Origin of the sequence: Bacteroides salyersiae (assembly GCF_031172035.1) — a bacterium.
Classification (GTDB): Bacteria; Bacteroidota; Bacteroidia; order Bacteroidales; family Bacteroidaceae; genus Bacteroides; species Bacteroides salyersiae.
Genome location: NZ_CP133452.1, coordinates 4,997,176 through 5,020,096, shown reverse-complemented (window position 1 = coordinate 5,020,096; position 22,921 = coordinate 4,997,176). Strand labels below are relative to the sequence as shown.

Here is a 22,921-nt window from a genome sequence, read left to right as displayed (position 1 = left end):
AACTATTTTTGCTCCCGGTCACATACGAATCTTATTATGAAAATAGTCAATTGCCTCCGTCTTTTTTGTTGGATAGTAGGTCTGCTTTTATGTTGTAATCACTTAAAAGCCAGCCATTATTATTTTAAACAAATCTCCTTGAAAGAAGGGTTGCCTTCTACGGTCAGGTGTATTTATGCCGAAAAGAAAGGATTTGTGTGGATCGGGACGAGAAGCGGGTTAGGACGTTTCGACGGACATGAGCTGAAACGATATACGTATCAGTCTGATAATCCGAATTCACTGCCTCACAATCATATTCATCAGATTGTGGAAGACAGTTTGCATAATATCTGGATTATGACCGATAAAGGTATTGCCCGCTATCGGCGCAGAAGTGATGATTTTGATGTCATTAAAAACAATAACAATCAAAATATAATTGTAAATGCTTCCTGTCGCACCAGTCAGGGAATCTTGTTCGGTGCACGTAATAAAATTTATTTTTACAGTTATAAGGATGATTCTTTTGTCCTTGTCCGGGATTTTGCCTCTGACGCGCAATTCTCCATATCTTTTATTGGCATGTGGAATGCAGAAACAGTACTTTGTGCCAGCCGTTGGCAAGGGGTATTGTTACTTAATCTTCGTACCGGAGAAGTGTCGCCTCCTCCTTTTGATTGTGGAAAAGAAATCATGGAGATCATGATAGATTCCCGGCAACGTGTGTGGGTTGCTCCATACAATAACGGCATCCGGTGTTTTGCAAAAGACGGTGCCTTGCTGGCTTCTTATACCACTCGGAATTCTCAGTTGAATAATGATGTCGTTTTATGTATGGCCGAAAGGGACGGGCATATATGGATCGGTACTGACGGTGGCGGGATTAATGTATTGGATCCCGAGACCCAAGAAATATCCGTTTTGGAGCATATCCCCGGAAACAATTATTCTTTGCCTGTAAATTCTATTTTATGCTTGCACAATGACGTTAATAATAATATGTGGGCAGGCAGCATCCGTGGCGGACTCATTAATATCCGTGAAATATCGATGAAGACTTATACGGATGCAGTACCGGGAAACGATGCCGGATTGAGTGATAATACAGTCCTGAGTTTATATCAGGATTCTGTATCCGGAGATATCTGGATTGGTACCGATGGAGGCGGATTGAACAGATTAAATCCAGGGACGGAAAAATTCCGGCATTATCAGGCTACATGGAAAACCAAAGTAGCATCGATTACCGGTTTTACTTCTAATGAATTGTTATTATCGCTTTTTTCCAAAGGTCTGTTTATCTTTAATAAATCAACGGGAAATCTTACTCCGTTGGTTGTTGATAATGAAGAGATAAACAATCTCATCCGATATAGCGGGCGAACTGTGAATGTTTATCAGATGGTGCCTGGTTCTGTCTTATTGCTTGGTTCTCATATTTATAGGTATGATATTGCTTCCGGTAAGGTCGACGTGATAAAGGAAGAAGAGGGAGAGGATTTTGTCGGTACGATTCTTCCGGTTTCTTTGGGCTCGCGGACGAGTTATTTTTGCGATCTTCATCGGATTTATGCATTGGATCACTCTACGAATAAGTTGCATGCCGTATTTACTTGTGGCAGGGATACGCTTATCAATTCGGTTTCGCGTGATGAGCGTGGTGTTTTTTGGATTGGCAGCAATCGGGGGCTGAGTAGTTACAATCCTGTGAATCATGAATATCAGCATTTGCCTACGACGCTTTTTGATGAAATAATCTCTATTGTATGCGACCGGAAAGGAAAAGTGTGGATCGGAACGGATCAGATGCTGTTTGCATGGCTCATCAATGAAAAAAGATTTGTTCTTTTCGGAGAGTCGGACGGGGTTTTGATAAATGAATATCTATCTAAGCCTAAGTTGGTTTCTACTAAGGGTGATATCTATATGGGAGGTATTAAGGGGTTATTGCGCATTGATAGAAATTTGCCGATAGAAAGTTCGGAATACCCGCAGATGCAATTGACGGATGTACTTATCAATGGTGAATCGGTGAATGACGCTTTAAGTGCGGAACCTATCGGTATCTCTGTGCCTTGGAGTAGTAAGTCGATTGCTATTCGTGTCATGTCTTGTGAGAAAGACATTTTCCGCCAAAAAATTTATCGTTACCAGATTGCCGGTTTGAATGAGCAATATATTGATTCTTATAGCCCGGAACTGATTGTCCGTTCGTTACCTCCCGGAAATTACCGGATCATGGCTTCATGTAGTACGAAAGATGGTAACTGGACTCCCTTACAGCAGGTTTTGAGTCTTACTATTTTGCCGCCGTGGTATAAAACGTGGTGGTTTATAATGTGTTGTGTCTTGATTGTATCCGGAGCCATCATACAGACTTTTCTGGTCACTTTGCGTCGTAAAGAAAATAAACTGAAGTGGGCAATGAAAGAGCATGAGAAACAGATGTATGAAGAGAAAGTGCGTTTTTTGATTAACATCAGTCATGAACTTCGTACTCCGTTGACTTTGATACATGCGCCCCTCAATCGTATCTTGAAAACTTTATCTCCTACGGACTCCAATTTCGTACCTCTTAAAAGTATTTACAGACAATCACAGCGTATGAGAGATTTGCTCAATATGGTACTCGATCTACGTAAGATGGAAGTCGGAGTGAGTAAATTGCAGATTTATCCGCAGCGATTAAATGATTGGGTACTGGAGGTTTCGGCAGACTTTGTCGGTGAGGCTGAAGCGAAGAATGTGGAGATTAATTATCAGTTGGACGAACAGATCGAAGAGGTTAGTTTTGACAGGGATAAGTGTGAAATTATTCTGACTAACTTGTTGATTAATGCACTGAAGCACAGTCCGGAAGGAACAGGAATAACCATTATTACCAAACTATTGTCAGAAGAGCAACGCGTTCGCATATCGGTTTCCGATCAGGGTTGTGGATTGCAACAGGTAGATGTAAATAAACTCTTTACCCGTTTTTATCAGGGAAACGGTGAGCAGCGTAACGGCTCGGGTATCGGATTGTCTTATTCCAAGATTTTGGCCGAATTACATGGGGGAAATATTGGTGCCAGAGATAACGAAACGGTGGGTGCCACTTTCTTTTTTGAGCTTCCTTTACAAGCCATATCGGAAGAGGTACTTTGTGAGCCCAAAGCTTATCTGAATGAACTGATCACTGATAGTGGTGGAGAAAACATTCCGGATACAAATGCTTTTGTCATGAGTAACTATTCTCTATTGGTTGTTGATGATAATCAGGATTTGGTTGATTTTCTGCGGGATATGTTGAAAGATAAATTTAAGCAAATATATGCTGCCGCAGATGGGGTAGAGGCTTTGGAGCTTCTTCGGAAATATCAACCGGATATTATTGTCAGTGATGTAATGATGCCGCGTATGAACGGTTATGAACTTTGTAAGCAGATAAAAGAGGATATTGCCGTCAGTCATATTCCGGTTATCCTGCTTACTGCGCGTGACGATGAGCAAAGCCAGTTGCAGGGATATAAAATCGGTGCGGACGGGTATTTGACCAAACCGTTCGAAGAGGAAATGCTACTCGAACTTATTCGTAGCCGTTTGCGTAATCGCGAACAGACAAAGGCACGCTATCTGAATGCCGGATTGTTGCCGGCACCCGAAGACAGTACATTCAGTCAGGCAGACGAGACTTTTCTTCTGAAGCTGAACAAAATCATTACCGATCATCTGTCCGATTCCGAGTTGGATGTTGCTTTCCTTTGTAGAGAGATCGGTATGAGTCGTGCTACGCTTTATAATAAGTTAAAAGCACTGACGGATGTGGGAGTCAATGATTATATCAATAAACTTAGAATAGAAAAGGCAATACTGCTTATTACCACTACCAATTTGAATTTTACCGAAATAGCAGAACGCTGTGGATTCACTACATCGCGTTACTTCAGCACTTTATTTAAGCAGTATACGGGAGAAACGCCGACGAAGTATAGGGAGAAGAGTAGTCAAGTGGCTAAGTAGTAAGTAATTGAGTAGTTAAGTAGTAAGTAGTTCAGTAGTCAAGTAGGATAGACTTATTTCTGATTTTTTCATGTTACTTGCTATTTAGTCATTTATTATTAATGGACTACTTGTTATTTGATAGCTTGTTATTAGGCTATTTACTACCTGCTACTTACTACTTGACTACTTAACTACTAATTTCATTTCAGTCTGAATACTGATATACTTTCAAATCAAATTTGGGTACCATGGCAAATAGATGGTCGAAGATATCGGACTGAATACGTTCGTATTCCTTCCATATTTTGTTTCGGGAGAAGAAATAAACTTGGATAGGTACGCCATATTCGGTAGCTTCTTTTTGGCTGATTATCAAGTCAAGATCTTGGTTTACTACAGGCAGACTGCATAAGTAACGTTCTATGTAGACACGATACACTTGCGAGTTGGTCGGTATCACTCCTTCTTCCGGTTGGTAATCGGCCAGTAAAGGGATTTCTTTCCGAAAAGTATCCAGCATTTCGGGGGTACAGAATTTTAGTGTGGTAAGGTCGAGAGTGATATTCTTCATGACTCTCCGTCCACCCGATTCCACCATTCCGCGCCAATTCTGGAAAGAGTTGTTTACGAGACTGTAAGGAGGAATAGTAGAAATCGTGTTATCGAAGTTTTGAATTTTGACCGTATTCAATGTAATTTCCTGTACTATACCATTAGCATTGCTCGAAGGGATTGTAACCCAGTCTCCTAACCGTACCATGTCATTGGCTGATAATTGTATACCTGCCACAAATCCTAAAATGGAATCTTTGAATACTAACATCAGAACGGCTGCCGAAGCCCCCAAACCGGCAAACAGACTTGCCGGCGATTTGTTCACGAGAATGGCAATCATGATGATGCCTCCTACAAAGAAAAGAAGAACTTGCAGAACCTGTATAAATCCTTTCATCGGATGGTTCTTTGCCTTGGCTTTTTCCGAATATACGTCCAATATCATCAGCAGTACTCCGTTGATGGCAAGCAGCAAGGACAGGATGATGTAAACGGCACATATCTTCTGAGAAATAAGCAACAGTTCTTTTCCGCGTACAAAAGCGATTGGTAATAGTATATATACCAATATGCCGGGAATCGTATGTATCAGATTATGGAATACGCGTCGTTTCATTAATAATGTATTCCATACGTGTGGGGAGTGTTTGGTATATTTTCTCATTCCACCTACCAGAATGGCCTGGCAAAGGTAATCGAGCCCTACCGCGATGCAGATCATTAAGATAGCAATAATGGCCTCATCAAACGTGTTGGCTATTTTCGGGTCTATTCCCCATCCGATGAGGATCTTGTTCATCCAATTTCCTAAGTCCATAATTATATCTTGTTTTTTATAAGTATAACGGCAGACTTAGGAAATTGTTTCATCCGGATTTTCATCCGTTTACTTTTTTGTAGTCTTCCAGGAATTTTTTCAATCCGGATTCTGTAAGCGGGTGGTTTAGTAGTCCCTTAATGGCGCTTAACGGACAAGTAGCTACATCGGCTCCGGCTTCTACGCATTCCATGATGTGCTTGGTGTTGCGGATAGAGGCTGCCAATACTTGTGTCTTGTAATTATAATAACGGTACATGCGTACGATATCGGCAACGAGCCCTACACCGTCTTCACAAATATCATCCAGACGACCTACGAAAGGAGACACATAGGTAGCTCCCGCTTTAGCAGCCAGTAAAGCCTGCCCGGCAGAAAATACCAGGGTACAGTTGGTACGGATACCTTTTTCCGTGAAATATTTAATAGCTTTGATGCCATCGGCAATGCATGGTACCTTTACTACGATATGCGGATTTAATGCGGCAAGTTCTTCACCTTCCCGAATCATGCCTTCATAATCGGTAGCTATCACCTCGGCACTTACGTCACCTCCCACGATATTACATATTTCTACATAATGTTTACGTTGGTTTTCGGTTCCTTTGATGCCTTCTTTGGCCATAAGTGAAGGATTGGTAGTAACTCCGTCGAGCACACCGAGTGCATATGCCTCGCGTATCTGCTCCAAATTAGCTGTGTCGATAAAAAATTTCATAACTTCTAAATTTTAGTGGTTAACTATCTAACGTCCAAAGGTAAGTATTTGTTTATCCATTTGCAAGATTATCAGATATTCTCCATTTTTTGTTTCCAATATTGTCTACCGGATGTTCGTAAATGTCTATTTTTTGCTTGTGCGGTAAAAATATTGACTGATGCAGGGTGTGTATGTTCTCATAAATGACGATATTTGTTCCGGAATCTAATATTAACTTATCATGAAAAAAAATTATTTTGTACTTCCCTTAGTTATTACTCCCTGTCTCGTTCAAAATGCCGTTGCGCAAGAGAAAGGAGAACAGCGTCCGAACGTGGTTTTTATCTATGCCGATGACATCGGTTTCGGTGATTTCAGTTGCAATGGTGCGAATACGATTCATACTCCCAATGTAGACCGTGCGGCGGCACAAGGCGTGCGATTTACTAATGCACACAGTGCGGCTGCAACAAGTACTCCTTCCCGTTATGCCATGCTTACGGGAGAATACGCTTGGCGTAAAGCCGGTACGGGTATTGCCGACGGTGATGCCGGTTCTATTATTCGTCCGGATCGCTATACTATGCCGGATATGTTCAAGCAAGCCGGTTATACTACTGCTGTAGTAGGTAAATGGCACTTAGGGTTGGGAGATAAAGGTGGTGAACAAGATTGGAATAAACCGTTGAAACCGGGTACCAACGATATTGGTTTTGACTATTCTTTTATTATGGCTGCCACCGGCGACCGTGTTCCTTGTGTATTTGTAGAAAATGACCAAGTGATCAACCTTGATCCGGCCGATCCTATTCAGGTCAGCTATAAAAAGAATTTTCCCGGGGAGCCTACCGGAAAGGACAATCCCGAATTGTTGGTTATGCATCCTTCTCACGGACATGATATGAGTATTGTCAATGGAATTTCCCGTATCGGTTTTATGAAAGGCGGTAAGTCGGCACTTTGGAAAGATGATAAGATAGCCGAAACCTTGACCGATAAGGCTGTATCTTTTATCGAAACACATAAAGATCGCCCGTTCTTCCTTTATTTTGCTACGCAAGATGCGCATGTTCCCCGTGTTCCCGGAGCACAGTTTGTTGGTAAGAGTGGTATGGGGCCTCGTGGTGATTGTTTGTTGGAGTTTGACTGGAGCGTAGGAGAGGTGTTGAATGCGCTTGAACGACTGGGATTAGACAAAAATACGTTGGTCATTATCTCCAGCGACAATGGTCCGGTTGTAGATGATGGTTATAAAGATCAGGCAGTCGAACTGTTGGGTGATCATAAACCCGGTGGTAAGTATCGCGGTGGTAAATATAGTATCTATGAAGCCGGCACTCGTGTTCCTTGCATTTGGAGATGGCCGGGACAAATTAAGCCCGGAGTGTCCGATGCATTACTTTGTCAGATTGACTGGTTTGCTACTTTTGCACAAATGTTGAATCAGTCTCTTCCCGAGGGTGCAGCACCGGATAGCCGCCCGATGAAAATGGCTTGGATGGGGAAAGAGAAGAAAGGGCGTGATTATCTGGTTCTGCAAAATGCACAAAATAATCTTTCCATTACAGATGGTCGTTGGAAGTATGTTCGTCCCGGTCGGGGGCCGGCTTATAATAAGCAGGTGAATATTGAGTTGGGAAACAGTATGGAACCACAATTGTATGATTTGAAAAAAGATGCCGGTGAAAAGAATAATTTGGCGAAAGAACAGCCCAAACGTGTGCAACAGTTGAGTGCCGAATTGGAAAAGGTAGTTGACGGACGGTACGGATTGCCGTTGTATTGATATTACCTTTGTTGCTGATAATACGTGTTTATAAAACGGATTTTTGTTAACCTTGTTTCTAAAATGTAAGAGTGTATATTCTTATTATATAAGAGTATATACTCTTACATATCAAATGTCTATACTTTTTATACACAAATGTCTATACTCTTATAAGTGTTGATTATCAGTTTGTTATATTCTATTAGACTTTCTGATATGGAATATAAATATTGGATGAGAATATTACTAAAGTTGATTAATAGACAATTATGGGTAGAATGTTGTTTCTATCAATAAAATTCTGTTTCACAAAAAAAGAACCTATTTTTTATATTAAACTATTGCAATCCAGTTGACTGACTATACTATTTATCCGATTCAAAATTTTGAAAAGCGTAGATTATTATTATATCATACTTCTTGTTGTTATTTCTCTAATGATGCTGTGGCAGGTGTATGGGGTGGATTTTATATTTCCTAAAACTAAATAGTTGTTAATTTCACTTTCAAACTCTGAACTAAAATTTGATATATTATGTTGTTTAAAATGAAAGCGAGTTCTACTTCGGTTTTAAAAATCGAATAAAACGGAGAGTAAGATTTATAAAATGAAATAAATTATTCGTTTTCTAAAGTTTTGAATGCTAAATTTATTAATTCATGTAGCTTTATGAAAATATAGAATTAAAATCTATTAATAGATTCAGTCATTGAATATATGCTGTGTAAGCATTTGACCTTTACTCTCAAAATAAAAATCCCATTTAGGGAATGTATGATATATTTATTGTATAACCAACTTAACACATTTTAATTATGAAAAAATTTATTATTGTATCTGCTTTTGTATTGGGAGCATTTACTGCAAGTGCCCAAAACGACCAGACTGCTCTTCAAGGAACTAAATTTGGTGATAACTGGTCTATAGGAATCAATGCCGGTGCAACGACTCCTTTGACTCATAGCGCATTCTTTAAGAACGCCCGTCCGGCTTTTGGATTTGGAGTAGCGAAACAATTAACTCCTATTTTCGGTTTCGGCCTTCAGGGTATGGGATATGTGAATACTACTCAGAGTAAAACGGCTTTTGACGCTTCTGATGTCAGTCTGTTAGGTAAAGTCAACCTGATGAACTTGTTTGCAGGCTATCAGGGAACTCCCCGGCTGTTTGAGATTGAAGCGGTTGCCGGTATCGGTTGGCTTCATTACTATATGAATGGTCCTGGAGATGAAAATTCGTGGTCTACTCGTCTCGGATTGAATTTGAATTTCAACCTTGGCGAATCTAAAGCATGGACTTTGGGAGTGAAACCTGCTATAGTATATGATATGCAAGGCGATTTTAATACGGCAAAAAGCCGCTTTAATGCCAATAATGCCGCTTTTGAACTGACAGCCGGATTGGCATACCATTTTAAAACCAGTAACGGAACCCATCATTTTACTACAGTCAAACCTTATAATGCTGCGGAAATAGCCGAATTGAACTCTTCTATCAATAATCTTCGCTCACAGGTAGGTAGTAAGGATAGTCAATTGGCAACTACCACGCGTCAGGTGAACGAACTGCAAAGCGAGCTGGATGCTTGCCGCAATAAGGTTGTTCCTGTTGAAACAGTAATTAAGACGGATCGGATTCCGGAGTCTGTGATCACATTCAGGCAGGGAAAATCGGTTGTTGATGCTTCTCAATTGCCTAATGTGGAACGAATTGCTTCTTATCTGAAGAAACATCCGGATGCTAATGTGATCATTAAAGGATATGCTTCACCGGAAGGAAATCTTGAATTCAATAAGAAACTGGCAAAAGCACGTGCTGAAGCTGTCGAATCTATTTTGGTGAAAAAGTACAAGATTGATTCTACACGGGTTAGTGCCGAAGGACAAGGTATCGGAGACATGTTTACAGATCCGGATTGGAACCGTGTGAGCATCTGTACGATTGACGAATCCAAGTAAGCGTTTTACTCCTTTTCATATATGATTTCCCCCTCTTGCTCTACTTCTATTGAAGCAGAATAAGAGGGGGAAATTTATTGTATTATCTTCTTGAAATTTTTATTTGCGTTGTTCTACCATGCGGATGGTACCGTCTTCGTTATAATACAGTTTATCGACACATATTGAGCGCAACCAATCGTGATGTGACAAAGCACTGTTGTGATAAAAAGCATACCATTGCCCTTTATATTCTACGATAGAACCGTGATTGGTAGCACTGTCTGTAGGATCCATATAAACACCCATATGCTTCCAAGGACCTAAAGGGCTGTCACTAATGGCGTAATGCATGCGGTTGTCTCCTTCTACGCCATCGTTCCAGTCGTCGTTATGGTTGTCAGAATAGGAAAGGTAGTATTTTCCTTTATATTTATGTATCCATGTGGCTTCATGAAAGTCTACCAGACCTTCCATGACTTTCATTTCTCCATCCAGTTCCATCATATTATCTTTCAGTTTGCCTCCCTTACAAATACCGCCACCGCCATTGTAGATATATGCCTGGCCGTCATCATCCATAAAGACACAAGGATCTATCAGCGAATCCATTCCTTTGATATATCCTTGTACGGTGAAGTTTGCGGCAGGTTCTTTGCTGGTGGCTACTCCGATTTTCCAACTTCCGTTCCAGTCCGTATCGCTGGGGTGGGGGAAATAAAAGTAATACGTGCCGTCTTTGTAGGCACAATCCGGTGCCCACATGAATCCGCCTTCTTTACGTCCCCAAGGTACCTGAGAAGAATTCAGAATTTCACCATGATCCGTCCAGTGCACCATGTCGTCGGTAGAAAACACATGATATCTGTCCATTAGGTCACAACCCCGTGGCGGAGCTATATCATGCGAAGCGTAGACATACAGACGACCGTCGTTCCAAACGTGGGCAGAAGGGTCGGCTGTGTACATGTGTGTGATAAAGGGATTTTGAGGAGTAGAACCCATGCATCCCGCTAATAATAGAGCACATGCGGCATAAAGATACTTTTTCATAAATATAGATGTAATAGTTTTGTTTTGGCAGATATAAAAATATGTATTTGCCGGATTATCATTAATTTCATTTACGTTGTTTTACCATCCGGATAGTACCGTCTTCGTTGTGATACAATCTGTCTACACAAATAGAACGCAATGCCGGATTTTTAGATAAGGAGATTGTATGATAAAAAGCGAACCATTCTCCCTTATATTCCACGATAGAGCCTTGATTGGTAAAACAGTCGGAAGGTTCCATGTAAATGCCCATGTATTTCCACGGTCCTAAAGGGTGGTCGCTGATAGCATAACGCATACAGTTGTAGCCATCCATGCCGTCATTTCTGTTCGGATCATGATTATCGGCATAAGAAAGATAATATTTTCCTTTATACTTATGTATCCATGTACCCTCGTGGAAATCGTCCAGACCTTCCATTGTTTTCATTTCGCCGTCCAGTTCCATCATATTGTCTTTCAGCTTTCCCCCTTTGCAGATACCTCCTCCGCCATTGTAGATATAAGGTTGTCCGTCGTCGTCGATGAAGACAAAAGGGTCTATCATCGGATCCATTCCTTTGATATATCCTTGAACCGTAAAGTTTGCAGCAGGTTCTTTACTGGTAGCTACCCCGATTTTCCAGCTGTTATTGGTATACGTATCACTGGGATGCGGAAAGTAGAAGTAATACGTTCCGTCTTTATATGTACAGTCCGGTGCCCACATAAATCCGCCCTCTTTGCGTCCCCACGGCACTTGTGAAGAGTTTAATATTTCACCATGATCTTTCCAGTGTACCATGTCATCGGTAGAAAATACGTGATACCTGTCCATCAGGTCACATCCTTGCGGCGGGTCTATGTCATGCGATGCATAGACATACAGACGGCCGTCATCCCATACACGGGCAGAAGGGTCGGCCGTGTACATGTGTCTGATAAAAGGATTGGGGGCCAAGCTGTCGATAGTAGTCTTTTCTTTTTTTCTGTTTTTATTTTCAGATGACTGGTGAGAGACTTTGCACCCAACTGATAATAAAGTGCATAGAGCATAAAAGCATATCTTTTTCATAATATAAATTGTTGTTGTACTCTTTTGAATGTACAAATTCGTCTTCTTTGGATTGAAATAAAAAGGAACATACAGATTACTTTATCGGCCAAAAATAGCCAATTTGTATGCTCCAATATTGTAAAAAACAAGCAAAAAGTAGAAAATCCGTCCTATGATAGGGACGTTAGTCGAAGTATAGAACGTCTACGTTATTTTGTGAGACAGGTATGTTGATTATTGTAGACAATGTGAGTTGCTTGTGGATAGATTTGGAATAATCAGTTCGGGAATGCTCGTATAAGAAAAGCTATATTCTTTTTATTGAAGATTTATGTTGAAATTTATGAGTGTATTTCTATCTTGTTTCTCTATTAGGATAAAATTCTGTGTTATGGAAAAATAAATACAAAATAAAGGATTGCTAATTGTCTGATAATCTGCTAATTATACATATTTGCTTTTTCTCTATGAGAAACAGGTTGAAAGTCGTAGAGAAACGTCTCGTTCCTCTACGACCAACGGGACGTTCCTCTACGACCAATGAAATGAAAATTTATAATACTTTACGCGGTACGTGGCTTTTTAGAAAGACTATTTATGTATCTCTGTTCGTAATTTTGACTGTATGATTTTAGAGCGTGATTCTGTGTATAAGTTTCTCTGCCCAAATTTGTTCTGTTACCAACCATCGGGTTTCTTCAGTTTCATGAGATTGTTGAATGACGTTTTCTAATAAATCTTGATATTCTTGCAAAAGTTTTATAGTTACGGTCTGTTTGTTTTCTCTGAGCGACAGTAGAATTTTCAGCTTATGGATATTCAGATTGGGAGTATTGGATAATTCTTCGGCTTTGTTTAAATAAGCTATACATTTTTTGTTGTTTTCCGGAGTATTCGAAAGTTTCATAATACTGTTCGTTATCACGATATAGTCATTCGGACAAGCCATTTTATTATCTATGTTTTTCATGGCAAGACGGGCGGACGCGATATATTTACGATTATAATCCATCATTCCGGACTCAAAACTGACTACGGTGGAGGTCATTTTCAGATAATTTCTGTCTTCTGATAGTGGAGTGAATGCGCCCATTTTTTCGAGTCTTTTTTCTAAAGTACCATAAATATCTCCTTTAGATAGCGCTTTCGCATTATGCTCGTCTTTATAATATGAATAGATTTTAGTGAGAGCGGAAATTAGAGCTTCTTTGTTTTTTCCGGTGAATTCCATGAACTTCATGGCATATTCATCGGCTTCAACTTCCTGTTTTTCTGAATAGTCCAACCCCATGCGATTGATTATTTTTTCATTGATTAATGTTTGTATGAGATCATTAGTCGCAAAAACTAATCCCGGTTCATAGTTGTAGTAACGTTGATAGAGATATTCTTCTGTAGCAGCCACTACTCCGTTAGCCACATCGCCCCAAAATTCGGCACGTTTGGCATGGGTTATATTTTTATTGGTAGTGATAATGGCATGATCCAGAACGTTGTGAGCGACTTCGCGAGCCAGAATAGCGCACAATTCCTCTTCCGTATCCAAGGTCGTAAGTAATCCTGTCGATATAAGCAGACATTGGTTACTTAACATAAGTGCGTCCGGCGAAGGAGATTTTAAAATTCGTATTTGAGGAACGGGGTTTTTATGTGTATTGATGAATTGATTAGGTGCAATGGATAACAACAAACATTGTAGATAATCTTCAGTTGCAGCATCTTCATAAAGCAGTTGCGATTGAGCCAATTCCTTTAAATATTCATCGGCTTCTTCTGCCTGTTCTTGCCGAAGTATTTCCTGATATCCTTTTTTATCATAATAGGATATTAATCCGTTGGATAATTGTGCAATCTGCCAGAAAGCATTGTTACTATCCGGATGCAGATCGATAATGTCGAGCCGGCTTATGGGAATACCTAACTGCACTCCGTTGGCTACTATCACTGCTTGTGTTTCGTAATTACCATTGTAAGGAGTAGCTTTTAATTTAGCGATTCTTTGCAATACTACAGGGGTTCCTTTTGTTGCATTTTGGTAGTCTTTTTTGAGAACGCCTTCGATGTTTAGCGTAGGATTAAAAAAAATATCCTGAGCAAATATTGTTCCATGGCTTAACAGAACGATTATTAGTGTAAGAAGTATACGTTTCATAAGTGCGATGATTTTGTTATTGTTACAAATGTAGAGAGAAAAAAACATATCTGAAAAAGAAAAGTACTATTTGCCGATAGGGATTTCCCTCTATGTTTATTGGCCTTTCCATAATTTCTTGTCCTCCTTCCAGAAACATCTAAAACTCATTGCTAATGGTAGATTTAGACGTTTTTGGAAGCTTAAAAGTGATTTTTGAACATCGATTTATACATGATGTGCTATGTTTGCAATGAAAAAAGTCGTTTAACTAATTTGAAAAAGAGTTGATTAAACGTTAGGTAATTTAATTATTAACTTTATTAATTTATTATTATGAAAAGAAATGTACTTCTCTCAGCAGTTACATTGATGATGACTGCTAATGTTTTTGCACAAGCAGAAGATGTAACTCCCGCCGCGTTTAAATTTCAAGAACGCTCGGTAGGTCCGGTTGAAATGTTTTGGGGTACTGGTGCCAATCCTAGTATAGCAGAGTTAAATGTCAGTGGTTCTATTGTGACTGCAGTGGCACCGGCAAATTCAACAGAGGAAGAAGCTTTATCTTCCGGACTTTCCATTGTGAATAGTGAATTTGGAAATCTTTTGTTGCTGAAAGGTAAAAATGCGCCTGCATCAGCAGAAGGGCCTGCATCGACAGGTGATTTAGGCAAAGGTTGGTTCTCTTTAAATTTTATAGGACCGGCAAGTGCTGAAGGTGGGAATGATTATCGGGTTACATATCAAATGAAAATGGTTTCGGATCTTGAAATCGGTGCTAAGAAATTAGGTTTGTCTTGTGTCTCTGGAGGTGGAAATAATACTTCATTAGGTTCTAAGAGTGAAGTACTTTTTACCGGAGACTCTGGTTGGTGGCAATTTCAAATAAATGCGAAAACCGGAACAAAAGATCCTTTCCGTGCCCGTATTGAATTTGATGGCCAAATGATGGATAAAACTGCTTTATATGTTTATGAAGTAAGTTTTGTGAGGAATCCGGAAGGAGAGTTGGTAAATACGGAAGGTACAGAAAATGCAGACGGTTCTTATACAGGTATGAGTAAACCGAATGGAGCTGTTAGTGTTGGTGTTGCATCTACTATGTCGGATTTGAATGCTCCGTTTGTGACTTGGGATCATCAGTATATTTATGTGAACAATGCCAATAATCGCGAGATGGTTTATATTTATAATATGATCGGACAATTGGTTCATAGTGCAGAAGCCACAGCAGGATTTATGGAAATTCCGATGAATCCGGGAGCTTATATTGTAAAAGTGGGTGCAAAATCAACGAAAGTGATATTATAATTGGATATATTCAATCAGATAAAAGGAGTACCGGTTCTGTACCGGTCTCTTTTTAATTTTTTACTCTTTAAATTTGATAACTATGAAGCAAATAGGAAAGATTTTTTCTTTGTTTGTAGTCTGCTGTTTCTGTTTCTCTTCTTTGCAGGCACAAGTCGTTAATTATGCTTTAAAACTTTCGGGGGATAATTCTGTTATTTGCGGACAAGTACCTGAAATTAATGGGAAAAGTGAATATGCTGTTCAATTTTTAATGGCTCCACAAGAATGGACTGCCGGTGCTTATATTTTTAAACGTGGCTCTGATATAGAGGAGTTTTCAGCGAGACTATCTTCCGTAGCAGGGAATGTCGTTTTTAAGATTGGAACCGAGGAAATCGTTTTGACAGGGGTTTCGGTAACAGGTTGGACACAGATATCATTAGGGGTATTTAAAAATGGAGCCGATACATGGATTAATGGTGTGAAAACCTGGAATGCCAACAGTAATTTGCAGATGCCGTCTTCTAATGAGGATTTGGTTTTAGGTAAAGGGTTTAAAGGACGTTTGGATGAATTCCGTGTATGGAATACCAGCCTACCGAGCGCTGCTGAAGAAGAACTGATGTTCCAGAATACGGTAAATAAATTTCATCCGAAATGGGAATCTCTCGTTTTATACTATAAATTTGACCAAGAGCAATGTGCAGATCATATTGTTGACTATAAATTCGCTCATCACGGTACGTCAAATACTGTAATCCAGAGGGAAGAAGTGACTGATAATAATTTTTTCCGATACCGTGTCGTAACAGGATATTCTTCTTTTAATCGCCATTGTGATCGTCTGCAAATAGATAAAGATATGCATTTACTGACGAACGATTTGATTTTTCTGAATGCTTCAGTAAACGGACGTACAGGTGAGGTTACCATGACGGCTTTGGATGACGCTTCGGCAACGGGAGGGGTTACTTACATGGCTACAGATGGAGAGCGCTCCGGTATTGCGGTTCTGGATGGTACAGGTACATTAAACTTAGGTAAAGCTATTCAGGAGGGAGAACCGTCAAGTTTGTCGGCGACTGTTGAAGGTTGGTTTTATGTAGAAAAATGGGTTGAGGGTGCTGTTCTTTTTGAACAGAAAGAGAATGATTCCAACTTATTTGGTATCTATTTAGGAAATTTGGAAAAGAAACAACTGATTGTTAAAGCAGATGGTTGGCAGATGGAGTGTGATAATGTTCTCAGTCCGGAGCAATGGCAGCATTTAGCTGTAACAATGGATCCCACTTCTTCACGTAATCCCATGCGTATTTATGTTAATAATCAGAATCTGAAAGGAACAATAGACAAACCTGCTGACGGAGTGATGTATACCCTTAAAGATATTGATGCCGATGCGGTGGTGGGTACTGGTTTCATAGGTAAGATGGATGAATTGATGGTTTGGAGAAATGCCCGTACTACTTTTACTTCAGATATGGACGGTACATTGACTTCTGCAGTGTTTCCAGGTGGAGGATATGATGCTATCTTCTTCGATGGTTATTGGAAGTTTGACAGGGAAGATAATATCGGATATAATTCAAAAGGCTGGAAAGCAATGATTGAACAAACCAGAGAGTTGTATAAAGGATATAGAGGATATAAAATAAGAATAGGCCTGATCAGTTCGGATAGTGATGGCAGCGGAAATAAGTTGTGGCCTAATTATATTGGAAATGAATCTTGGCGTGCGAATATTGCTAAAGGAGTTGAGGCGTTGATTCCTTATTGTGACGGTGTAGATATCGATTTGGAATGGTTGGATAATAATCCTAATAATCCTAAATGGGCTTCTTATGGAGAAATGGTAAAAGCAATACGTGCAGTAGTGCCGAACGATAAAATATTTAGTGTAAGTTTACATCCGGTTTCTTATACGATGCCTTTGGATGCGATTGATGCTGTTGATTATGTAACTTTTCAAAATTACGGGCCACGGAAAAGTAGCTTAGTATGGAGTGCTTACTCTTCTTTTTATACTACGGCTGTAAATTATGGCTATCCTGCGGAGAAGATTCGTCTTTCTATGGCGACAACCGCAGTTATGAGTGATAATTCCGGGAAGAATGTGAAAGGATATAAGGATCTGGATTTTTCAACTGTGACTGCCGAATCGAATACAGGTACTATTGGAGGTGTTGACTATACCTTTAATGGAGTAAAAGAGGTACAAAAGAAAATGCAATTGCTTGTTGATAACAACACCGGTGGATGTATGTATTTTGATATGGGGAATGACGTAAGTGTACAAGATGAGTTAAGTTTGATCAGAGCTTTGAGTATGACCATTCATTCTAATGTGGATACATTGGTGACAAAAGTAAGTACAGACCCTGTAGGAATAGAGGAGAAAAAACTTTATCCGGAATTAAATTCGGCTAAGGTTAGTGTTTATCCTAATCCTTCCGATGGTAATTTTCAGGTAGACTTACCTTTTAGCGGAGAAGCTGTATGCGATTTGTTTTCCATGACCGGTAATAAAGTATACAGCACAATAGGAGAAAAACAAATTCGTTTTTCATTAAGTGGTATTCTTTCGACAGGATTATATATATTGAAAATAGATTCTTCTGAGGGACAGGCTACCACAAAAGTGCAGATAAAATAAATGTGAAACTTAATATAATATGGTATGAGAAACAAATGGCAATTTAGTTTATTAGCTTTCGCCTTGCTGATGATTTGTCCTTTCTTGTCATTGCATGCTGAGATTGAATCCGTGCAGCAGTCTAAGGTGATTAAAGGACGGATTACAGATGAGACGAATGAGGGAGTTGTAGGAGCGAATGTTCTTGTGAAGGGGACGACTAATGGAGTTATAACAGATATAGATGGTAACTATTCTATTTCTGTGTCTGGGAATAATGCGATTTTAGTAATTTCATTTATCGGATATAAAACACAGGAAATAAAGGTTGGTAATCAAACGACGGTCAATGTCAAGCTGTCGGAAGATTCCGAGATGTTGGATGAGGTTGTGGTTGTTGGATATGGGACAGTACGTAAAGGAGATGTGACAGGAGCTATTTCTTCGTTAAAACCCGATCAGAATGAAGCGGCAAAGGTTGTATCTATAGATAATCTGTTGCAAGGTAAAATCGCAGGTGTGAATGTTGGAGCAACGGTGGCTACTCCAGGAGCTGCTTCTTCTGTAACCATTCGTGGTGCCAACTCATTGCGTGGTGATAATCAACCTTTATATGTCATTGATAATATCCCGCAAGCTTCTACCGGTGAGTTTGCAGCCAGTGCTTTTGGCGACAGTGATTTTCAAACCGCTCAAAATCCGTTGACGAGTTTGAATCCGCAAGATATTGAGGATATTCAGATCTTGAAGGATGCATCAGCCACAGCTATTTATGGTTCACGCGGTGCTAATGGAGTTATTCTTATTACAACTAAAAAGGGTAAAAGCGGAAAACCTAAAGTCAGCTTAAGTGCGAATTTTACAATTGCAAATGCAACGAAGTTAAAAGATATGTTGAATTTGGAGGAGTATGCGCGCTTTCGTAATGAACAGTTGGGTGAAAAGTCTGCACAGTTCTTTTTTGCCGGTGATGAAGTGCGTTATATTTATTCCGGTGGTGAATATGATCCGGAAAACCCTGAGTCTTATCATGTATTGACCTATCATAACTGGCAAAAAGAGATTTATCAAAGTGCTTTTTCTCAAAATTATTCGGCTACTATCAATGGCGGTAACGACAAAACAACTTATTTTGTTTCAGCTTCCTTTAAAGATATCAATGGTATTGTTTACAATACGGGATTGAAACAGGGGGATTTACGTGCAAATTTATCAATGGATTTATCTAAAAAAGTAAAACTGGATATGACATTGAATGGTTCTATCAAGCAGAATGATATGATGTCCGGAGGTGATACGAAGGGAGGTGCGACTGGCTCTGTAACCCGTACTGCTCTTGATTCGGCACCTTACGTGACACCATCCGGTGAACAAAATTTGTCGGCAGAGGAAAAAACAACCGTATGGAGTTGGATCAATGATTATGATGATATTACTAATGAGAAAACGTTCAGAGCTTCTGCTGATCTGACTTGGAATATTGGTGCGGGATTTTCTTATAATGCCCGTGTGGGTGGAGATATTTTTATGCAATCTCGTGGGCGTTGGTTCGGACTCCAATTGTTTAAGGGGGAGAATGATAATGGTTCTCTTGGATTGACGAATTTGGAGAAAAACCATTATACAGTTGAAAACATTGTAAATTACAATACTAAAATTAAGGATATTGTTGATATTGCAGCTACTGTGGGTATTACTTATGATGATTATGGGTATTTAAATAAGGTTACTTCTGCCCGTAATTTTGAAAACCACTCTTTCCGTACTAAAGGATTGCATATGGCAGGAACTATCAATGAAGAACAACCGATTCAGAAAGATTATCAATTACTTTCATATTTGGGACGTCTGAATTTGGCTTTTATTGAAGGACGTTATTTATTGACTGCAACATTTCGTGCTGATGGTACAAGTAAATTTGTAAAGTCTAACCGTTGGGCATATTTCCCATCCGTAGCTTTGGCATGGCGCATGGAACAAGAGAATTTTGTTAAGGAAAATGCTTCATGGATTGATCAGTTAAAGCTTCGTTTAGGATATGGTCAGACAGGAAATCAGTCTATAGATCCCTATAATAGTTTTTATAATTATAAAAAGACAATTGACTATGCGGATGCTAGTGGAAATAAAGAACTGGGTTTGGCTGTTAGTAATTTGCAAAATCCGGAACTTAAGTGGGAGACAACTACTTCTTATAATATAGGTCTTGATTTTGGCATATTCAATAGCCGTTTATCCGGTACATTGGATTGGTATTACAAACGTACGAATGATTTGTTGATTGATCGTGCTGTTTCCTATACAACAGGGTTTGCAAATGTTCTGATGAACCAAGGAGCATTGTCAAACAAGGGGGTTGAAATCTCTTTGGATGCAGACATTATTCGTACCAAAGACTTTACTTGGAATGTGTCCGGTAATATAGGCTTTAACAGTTCGAAAATTGAAAAATTGGGCTTGCCGCTTTCTTATTATGGAAATAACCAGTATTCAGCTTATTTAGGTAATTCAATCGGTGATCATTTTGGTGTAGCCAATATTTTCATAGAAGGAAAGGCTCCCGGATTGTTTTGGGGATATAAAACAGATGGTATTATTCAGGAGGGGGATGATGTGCCTCAGAAAAGTGACAATAAGAATACCGTTGCAGGAAGTACGGATCCGGGTAATATCAAATTTGTGGATAGTAACGGTGATGGCATGATCACTGAAGATGATAAAGTCATTTTAGGAGATCCTAACCCGGATTTTACTTACGGTTTCCAGACCCGATTGGCTTACAAGGACATTTCTTTGTCTGTATCTTTTAATGGAGTTTATGGAAATGATTTGTTGAATAGCAATTTGCGCTATGAAGCGATGCCGTCTAAGAATTCGTCTAATATTCGTAAAGATGCTTTTGCGAATGCATGGCGGGCGGATAATCCGACAAACCGTTATCCGAGTGTAAATAGTACCAACCCCTCTACCGCCGTACTCGACCGCTATATTGAGGATGGTAGCTTTTTAAGATGTTCGGATATTACTTTGGGATATACTATACCGAAGAGTCTCGTGGGTAAAATTGGTTTTCAAGCAATAAATGTGTTTGCTTCTGTAAAAAATGCATTCGTCATTACCGACTATTCAGGATATGATCCGGAAGTGAATACATTTGCATTTGATGGGTTAAGAAGAGGTATTGATATGAACTCGTTTCCTCAATCACGTTCTTATATCTTTGGTTTAAGTGTAACATTTTAATTGGGTATCATGAAAAAACTAAAATTAATATATTTCTTATTAGCTATTTGTGCATTTTCTTCTTGTTTGGACGAAGATCCTCAATATGCTTTAAATAGTGAATCTGTTTTTTTGGATAAAAATACAGCACAGTTGGCATTACTTTCCTGTTATGGACAATTGACAACATATGATGGTTTTGGCCAGGCTGCTCAGGAGTTGTTGGTAGGTGCTTCCGGATTGGGATGGGCACAAACGAACGCCGGTGATCAGGATCGCTATGTTTCTTTAAATGCGTCTTCCGGTTGTACGATAACGAAGATGTATTGGAGAAGTTTATATAAAACAGTGTCGGAAACAACCTTTTTTGTAGAGAATATGAAAGCGAGCCCGTTGGATGAGGATTTTAAAACGGGCTTGGTAGCACAAGCTAAATTCTTGAGAGGATTTGCATATTATCATTTGTTGACAACTTTTGGAGGAGTTCCTTTGCGCAATACAATTCCATCTTTAGAAACGCTTTCTATTCCAAGGGCGTCAGAAGAAGAAATAGTGGCGCAGATCGAGGAAGACTGGAAAGCGGCTATTAGTGGATTGCCGGAAACTTCCGATGCCGGTAAAGCTTCTGGTTTGGCAGCACGTGCTTATTTGGCTAAATTATACTGGTATCTGGGCTGTCAGGGGAAAGAGTCTGCTTCTGATAAGACATATTGGGATTTAGCCTTGGAGCAATGTGAACTGGTATATGGAAAATTTGAATTAGAATATAATTTTTCGGATTTATTTGTGCAACATTCGAATTCTAAAGAGGCTATTTTTCAGTTAAATTTCTCAACCGAATCTTCTACAACAGGAAATCGTGGAAGTTGGATATTTGCTCCTCAGAATTCTACGACTGGAATATCGTGGGGACGTATTCGTATGTCGAAAGCTTTTCATGACTATTTGAAAGGAACCTATCCGGATGATCCGAGATATAATGAAACTGTTTTCTTGGAATGGACCAATACGAGTACAGGTGATAAACAGGTTGCCTATCCTAAATTGATCTATAAAGAGGGTCGCGTTACTCATAATGTGGAGATTGATTATAGTATATGTGCTGAATCCACTAATCCTACAGTGGAAGAATTGGAATCTATGGACCAAATGTTGGTGAAACGTTTCGTGGAGCCTACCGGAGAGCACAATGGATGGGCTTATTATAAGAAAGCGATTGATCTGAACTCTACTGCACAAAACTCTCGTAAGAATCTTATTTTATATCGCTACGCTGACTTTTTACTTATGATGGCAGATGTTCTGAACGAATCTGGTGATACGGAAAGAGCTATTGAGATAGCAAATGAGGTATTGCGGAGAGCGCGCCAGTCAGGAGGGGCTAATGCGGTTTATCCGAAAGATTGGGAGAGAAATTTAACTCAGGATGAGGTGAGGAATAAAATTTTCTGGGAACGTTTGGTCGAATTGGCCGGTGAACAGACAATGTATTGTGATGTACGTAGACGAGGAACAGAATATCTGAAGAAAGTATTAGAAATTCAGAACAATCATCATATAACAAGAGCCATTGTAGAGAATGCTGAATTGGGTGGACATAAATTTAAAGAACGTCTTTTTAATAATGGTAATTTGACTGAAGACTTTTTAAAGAAAAATCTTAGATTACCTATTCCACAAGAAGAATTGAATACGAATGAGGCAATATCTGCCAGTGATCAGAACTATGGATATTAATTTGTTTTTTCGTTACTAACTTCTCATAGGAGAACGATAAGTATATAAGGAAAAGTTTTACGTTTTACTA

The 22,921-nt window shown here is 39.4% G+C and carries 12 protein-coding genes; 7 read left to right on the top strand and 5 right to left on the bottom strand.

The window, feature by feature from the left end; all coding sequences use genetic code 11:
- The first annotated feature begins 36 nt into the window (after positions 1 to 36).
- Positions 37 to 3,984: a hybrid sensor histidine kinase/response regulator transcription factor gene (locus tag RB604_RS19280; RefSeq protein ID WP_005930093.1), complete on the top strand. Its 3,948-nt coding sequence runs from the start codon at positions 37 to 39 to the stop codon at positions 3,982 to 3,984.
- A gap of 187 nt (positions 3,985 to 4,171) precedes the next feature.
- Here RB604_RS19280 and RB604_RS19275 read toward each other — a convergent pair whose 3' ends face one another.
- Entirely contained in the window at positions 4,172 to 5,338 is a 1,167-nt protein-coding gene (locus RB604_RS19275; RefSeq protein ID WP_005930095.1) for a mechanosensitive ion channel family protein, read from the bottom strand.
- A gap of 61 nt (positions 5,339 to 5,399) precedes the next feature.
- Positions 5,400 to 6,056, bottom strand: a complete 657-nt coding sequence (gene fsa, locus RB604_RS19270; protein ID WP_005930098.1) for a fructose-6-phosphate aldolase — start codon at positions 6,054 to 6,056, stop codon at positions 5,400 to 5,402.
- Between the two features lie 223 nt (positions 6,057 to 6,279).
- On the opposite strand from fsa, the gene RB604_RS19265 reads away from it, so the two are divergent.
- Both RB604_RS19265 and RB604_RS19260 read left to right on the top strand, forming a co-directional pair.
- Complete coding sequence (locus tag RB604_RS19265; protein WP_005930100.1) at positions 6,280 to 7,824, top strand: sulfatase family protein; 1,545 nt, start codon at positions 6,280 to 6,282, stop codon at positions 7,822 to 7,824.
- 798 nt (positions 7,825 to 8,622) lie between these two features.
- Positions 8,623 to 9,765 (top strand): OmpA family protein, encoded by a 1,143-nt coding sequence (locus tag RB604_RS19260; RefSeq protein WP_007481601.1) that lies wholly within the window; start codon positions 8,623 to 8,625, stop codon positions 9,763 to 9,765.
- 99 nt (positions 9,766 to 9,864) lie between these two features.
- On the opposite strand, the gene RB604_RS19255 is transcribed toward RB604_RS19260, so the two are convergent.
- The 3 genes from RB604_RS19255 to RB604_RS19245 all read right to left on the bottom strand — a co-directional run bounded on the left by RB604_RS19255 (position 9,865) and on the right by RB604_RS19245 (position 13,988).
- Positions 9,865 to 10,797, bottom strand: a complete 933-nt coding sequence (locus RB604_RS19255) for a family 43 glycosylhydrolase (protein ID WP_007481603.1) — start codon at positions 10,795 to 10,797, stop codon at positions 9,865 to 9,867.
- Positions 10,798 to 10,864: 67 nt separating this feature from the next.
- Positions 10,865 to 11,854, bottom strand: a complete 990-nt coding sequence (locus RB604_RS19250; RefSeq protein ID WP_007481605.1) for a family 43 glycosylhydrolase — start codon at positions 11,852 to 11,854, stop codon at positions 10,865 to 10,867.
- A gap of 613 nt (positions 11,855 to 12,467) precedes the next feature.
- Complete coding sequence (locus tag RB604_RS19245; protein WP_055294206.1) at positions 12,468 to 13,988, bottom strand: M48 family metalloprotease; 1,521 nt, start codon at positions 13,986 to 13,988, stop codon at positions 12,468 to 12,470.
- Between the two features lie 315 nt (positions 13,989 to 14,303).
- Between RB604_RS19245 and RB604_RS19240 the strand changes: the two genes are divergently transcribed.
- The 4 genes from RB604_RS19240 to RB604_RS19225 all read left to right on the top strand — a co-directional run bounded on the left by RB604_RS19240 (position 14,304) and on the right by RB604_RS19225 (position 22,851).
- On the top strand, positions 14,304 to 15,278 hold the full coding sequence (locus tag RB604_RS19240) for a T9SS type A sorting domain-containing protein (protein ID WP_055294204.1): 975 nt from the start codon (positions 14,304 to 14,306) through the stop codon (positions 15,276 to 15,278).
- 82 nt (positions 15,279 to 15,360) lie between these two features.
- A complete protein-coding gene (locus RB604_RS19235) occupies positions 15,361 to 17,913 on the top strand; it encodes a LamG-like jellyroll fold domain-containing protein (protein ID WP_007481611.1) in 2,553 nt (850 codons plus the stop codon).
- A gap of 24 nt (positions 17,914 to 17,937) precedes the next feature.
- On the top strand, positions 17,938 to 21,135 hold the full coding sequence (locus RB604_RS19230; protein ID WP_007481614.1) for a SusC/RagA family TonB-linked outer membrane protein: 3,198 nt from the start codon (positions 17,938 to 17,940) through the stop codon (positions 21,133 to 21,135).
- A 9-nt stretch (positions 21,136 to 21,144) separates the two neighbouring features.
- Positions 21,145 to 22,851, top strand: coding sequence for a RagB/SusD family nutrient uptake outer membrane protein (locus RB604_RS19225; RefSeq protein WP_007481616.1), 1,707 nt, complete (start codon positions 21,145 to 21,147; stop codon positions 22,849 to 22,851).
- Positions 22,852 to 22,921: the final 70 nt, after the last annotated feature.